The organism is Kiritimatiellia bacterium (assembly GCA_025054615.1).
In the GTDB taxonomy this organism is placed as follows: domain Bacteria; phylum Verrucomicrobiota; class Kiritimatiellia; order CAIVKH01; family CAIVKH01; genus JANWZO01.
This window is the reverse complement of the sequence record JANWZO010000042.1, coordinates 1-673: the sequence shown is the minus strand read 5'-3', so window position 1 is coordinate 673 and position 673 is coordinate 1. Positions and strand designations below refer to the sequence as shown.

Genomic DNA, 673 nt, shown 5'->3' with positions numbered 1-673 from the left:
AAGCAAGGGCGGGGGGGTGTTTGGGCGACGGGTTCTGCTGCTAGAAGGTGTGGAATAAAACGGCGTGTCATCCCTTGGTCATCCCCTCGTTGAGGTATAACCCTCAGGTGAGGGGAGAAGGCTTCTCGACGCGCTGCCTCGCTGAGCGGAGCGAAGAATCTTAGGAGATGCTTCACTCCGTTCAGTATGACAGGACGGGAGACGCTTCGCCTGCAGCTTAGCAGGACAGGTGGACAGCTCGGCGGGAGTCTCGCCCTCCAGCGCCAGGTGTGTACACGACCGCGCTGGAGGGCGAACCTCCGCGTGAAACTGCCTCCCCGTCCTTAGACGATAGCCTCTACTCTACCGTCACGCTCTTTGCCAGGTTGCGCGGCTGGTCGATCTCGCAGCCCCGCTCGCGTGCGATGTAGTACGCTAGCAACTGCATCGGCACGATGCTCACCACCGGCGCGAAGGCGGGATGCACAGGCGGTAAGGTAATCACCTCGTCCGCAACGTGACGCAGAACCTCCTCATGCCCCTCAGGCGCAACGGCCAGCACGAACCCCTCGCGCGCCTTCACCTCCTTCATGTTGCTCACCATCTTCTCGAAGGTGTGGGGCTGGGTGGCGAAGCAGACCACCGTGACTCCTGGCTCCACCAGCGCCAAAGGTCCATGCTTCATCTCGCCTGC

1 protein-coding gene is annotated in these 673 nt (G+C 62.0%); it reads right to left on the bottom strand.

Going from position 1 to position 673, the window contains the following annotated elements:
- Positions 1–337: 337 nt before the first annotated feature.
- Positions 338–673 (bottom strand): SIS domain-containing protein (locus NZ740_10725; protein ID MCS6772471.1); only part of this gene is annotated, 336 nt, incomplete at its 5' end.